Origin of the sequence: Streptomyces soli (genome assembly GCF_003999195.1) — a bacterium.
GTDB lineage: Bacteria > Actinomycetota > Actinomycetes > Streptomycetales > Streptomycetaceae > Actinacidiphila > Actinacidiphila soli.
Map to the genome: position 1 here is coordinate 1 of NZ_RJVR01000376.1, position 3,291 is coordinate 3,291.

General features: G+C 71.0%; 3 protein-coding genes and 1 pseudogene. 1 reads left to right on the plus strand and 3 read right to left on the minus strand.

Going from position 1 to position 3,291, the window contains the following annotated elements:
* Positions 1-12: 12 nt before the first annotated feature.
* The 3 genes and pseudogenes from EFK10_RS45760 to EFK10_RS45770 form a co-directional block, all read right to left on the minus strand.
* Positions 13-294 (minus strand): hypothetical protein, encoded by a 282-nt coding sequence (locus tag EFK10_RS45760; protein ID WP_127361544.1) that lies wholly within the window; start codon positions 292-294, stop codon positions 13-15.
* A gap of 800 nt (positions 295-1,094) precedes the next feature.
* Positions 1,095-1,361, minus strand: a pseudogene (locus tag EFK10_RS45765) (class IV adenylate cyclase); the annotation flags it as partial.
* Positions 1,362-1,365: 4 nt separating this feature from the next.
* Positions 1,366-2,214, minus strand: coding sequence for an XRE family transcriptional regulator (locus EFK10_RS45770; protein ID WP_127361545.1), 849 nt, complete (start codon positions 2,212-2,214; stop codon positions 1,366-1,368).
* Between the two features lie 98 nt (positions 2,215-2,312).
* On the opposite strand from EFK10_RS45770, the gene EFK10_RS51690 reads away from it, so the two are divergent.
* Complete coding sequence (locus tag EFK10_RS51690) at positions 2,313-2,966, plus strand: DUF7848 domain-containing protein (RefSeq protein WP_240677874.1); 654 nt, start codon at positions 2,313-2,315, stop codon at positions 2,964-2,966.
* Positions 2,967-3,291: the final 325 nt, after the last annotated feature.

Here is a 3,291-nt window from a genome sequence, read left to right on the forward strand (position 1 = left end):
CCTGAGCTGGACTTATTTACGCGTTAGGGTCGCCACCCCGGTCGGCTCTGGGTTGCGCAATGCGGTGGGTGCGGTGGTGGTGGGTTGCGCAGTGGCCGCGACGGTGGGGGGCATTGCGCACACGACGGCCAGGGCCACCGGGCCGGCGGCCAGCGCCGCCCACACCCCGATCCGGGCCAGGGAGACCCGTCGGTGCGCGGCCTTCAGGGTGGCGAGGGACGCGCTCGGAGTATGGAGCGGGCGGGGGGTGGAGGCAACCGCGGGGGCTGGCCTTCGTGGGGTCTGGGTGGGCATACAAGGGCTCCTGGGACAGGGGCGGTCGGGGTGTTGCCCCTATGAAGCCCGGCACTACTCACCGATTCGCTCACCACCAGGACCCCTTGGAGATCACGGTTCGGCAACGGCGCTCATGGTGAGTTTTCGCCTCCCGTGGTGAGTTGCTGCTGCCACTCACCACCCCAGGTCACAGGCCCTTTTGCCCAGCCCGGGTCAGGGAGCGGGAGAGGGCGCAGGCCGGGCCGGGACCCGAGAAAATCCGAACTCACCACGGCCCCGGATCCACTCACCACGCCTGTGAACCAAAACTCACCACGGCCAATGGCAAAACTCACCAAACTCCAGCCGGCCGCCGGAAAACTCACCACGCTGGTCGGCCCAACTCACCACGGCAGCTCACCGCCCCGCCGGCTCCAACCGATCCCACTCACCGGCCCGCATGGCGGCATCCGGCGGCCGTCTCCCGGTCGCCGGTCCCTTGCCGAGCGGGACCAGCCGAGCGCTGCGCAATAGTGCGGCCGTCGGTCCTCGCAACCCGGCTGTGCAACCCGGCTGCGCAGCCCGGCTGCGCAGCCTCGACCCGGGGATTGCGCAACGCCTGCGACGCCTCCCGGCCCGCCGGGCGTCCTGCGCAACGGCCTGTCCGCGTCTCTTCGGCGTCGGCCGGCACCGGTGCGATGGGGTCGCAGTCTCGGTGCGCACCCTCTCGTGGCCGCTACGTTCTGTCACGGAGGGGAAGGAACGGCCCGGCGATGCTCGGACACCGCCATGTCCTTGCGGCACTGCCGGCCCCAGGCGTCGACCGCTCCGGGGCCGCTTCACGCCCGCCTGGCCGCCACGGCGTCCGTGTAGAGCTCGGTCGTCAGATCGCCTTCGTCGAGGCCGAGTTCGGCCAGGACTGCGCGTACGTCGTCGAGGGCGGCGTGCACCTGGTCCTCATCGGTGATCGTCTCGACCTCGAGGAAGTGGCCGTCGATCCCCGGGACGCGCACCAGTGTGGCCAGCATCTGGCGGCCGGCCGCCGTGAAGTTGTAGCTGCGGCACTGTTTCTTGAAGGCGATCGTCACCACGTAGCCGAGTCCGCGCCTGTCAGATCGTCTGCTCGGCGTCGCCGAGCAGGGCCTCGAACATCCGCCGGAACCCGCGGTAGAGGGGGCCGTGCGGCGTCTCCATCACCTTGTACGTCGCCGACGCGTGCCCCTCCCACCCGGCATCGAACGCGGACACGTACACGGTGGTGTCCATTCGGATCACACGCCAGGTGGGCAGACTCCGGTACCGGTACACGCTCAGGTCGCAGAGCGCGGCCAGCTCCCGCAGCCGGGCCTCGGCCAGGCGCACCCCGCCGGCCAGGGACTCGGGGGACTCGCCGATCTCGGCCGCGCGCCGCGCCAGCGCGGGCGATGCCGGGTCGAGCAGCAGCACACGGACCTTCGGCGGCCGGCCCTCCTGGCGGGCCACAGATCCCCGCAGCAGCGAGTCGTTGAGCCCGATCAAGCCCAGGCCCCGCACCGCCAGTACCTCCAGCTCTGCGACAGCGCGGGCCTGCCGTCGGATCTCTTCGGCGGCCGAAGCCTGCGAGGCGTAGACGCGGACGACCTCGGGGAATGCCGCCAGGGCGAAGGCCTGCCCTCCGCGGCGTACGTCGCGGCGGGCGGCCGGCCCGAGCAGGTGCCGGGCGTCATCGGGCATGCCCAGGCCGTTGGCGGTCCGCTCGTACATGTCGAGGCGGGACACCTCGCGGCGGCCGTTGATGACCTCGTTGGCCCGGGCCTGCGTCAGGTCGACGGCGGCCCCGATCTTCGCCTGGCTGGCGCCGGCGTATTGCTGCACGTAGCGGAAGACAGCGCCGATGTCGTGGGCGCGCAGGGCCTGGCGGACCTCGGCGCGCTGCCATGCCCAGTCGGGCATGTCGGTCGGTACCAGCGCGGTCGCCATCAACGCCCCCGTGTCCACAGCGGGATGGAAAGTCATTCCACCGTGAGATTACCGGTCGGTTATCGAGCCGACACCGTGTGTCACACGATCCTGCCAAGGTGACCCGACCTCCCGCTCACTGCCTGGACTGGCTCCCCACCGGCCGCCTGGTGGCCATGCGCCCGGCAGGCCAGTGGTGGGACGCCGTCCGCGTGCCGCGCTCCCTCGGCGAACCCGCCCTGACCGCCCTCGGCCCCGCGTGCGGCGCCGTCATCGAAGACCCCGGCGGCGCCCTGCTGTACTTCCTCATCCAACCCGGCCAGGCCGCGCACTGGCAGATGCCGCCGAACTCCGGCGTACGCGTCCAGGGCGCAGCAACCTACCTCGCCGTTCCGGGCCCGCAGCGCACCGGGCCCACACTGGCGCGTCCCCCCGACACAAACCCGCTGCCTGACCGACGGCGAGCACCTGCACGCAGTCCTCCAGGCCGCCGCCGACGCAGCCCTCGGACCCAGGCACACACCGTGAGGAAGCTTCTCCGGTACGTGCAGCTGACACTGCGCCCCGAGCCCCAGTCGCCTCATCCGATCTTCTGGGCCGCGTGCATGACGTGTGAGGAGCAGTCGCCGAGCGCGGATGACCCGGACGCCCCGCAGCTGTGGTGTCTCCAGCACGCCGGCCGCACCAACCATGAGGGCTTCCGTTGCGAAATCACCACGCACTGGCGGGTGTTCCCAGCCGAGGGCGCGACACGGCCGCGGGCCCTGCCCTGAGAGTCCTCTGGCGCGTACGGCGTAGTGGTTTTGTATTCGATCTGTGCGCCACGATCCGTCGCTATCACGGTGAGGGGATGTCTTGATCCGGGGCTATGTAACGTTCCGCCGGGCCGGAGGTGCGGGGGCATGCCGGACTGGGTACCGGCCGTCTGCCCCGGGCCTCAATCGCCTTTCGCGCCGGGACGCCGAGGGCTACTGTTCGGGCAGCGAGTGACTCACGAGGAGCTAAGTGGTCGGCGCCGTAAGTCCTTCGGGGGTTGACGTCGGAGGGGGTGCTGGGCTGGTGTCTGGTTAGGTGCCGGGGGCGGCGAGGTGGAGTCGG

Bases quoted from the DNA above. Each gene is read 5' to 3' on its own strand.
- EFK10_RS45770 (WP_127361545.1), bottom strand. From the start codon at position 2,214: ATGGCGACCGCGCTGGTACCGACCGACATGCCCGACTGGGCATGGCAG.
- EFK10_RS45760 (WP_127361544.1), bottom strand. From the start codon at position 294: ATGCCCACCCAGACCCCACGAAGGCCAGCCCCCGCGGTTGCCTCCACC.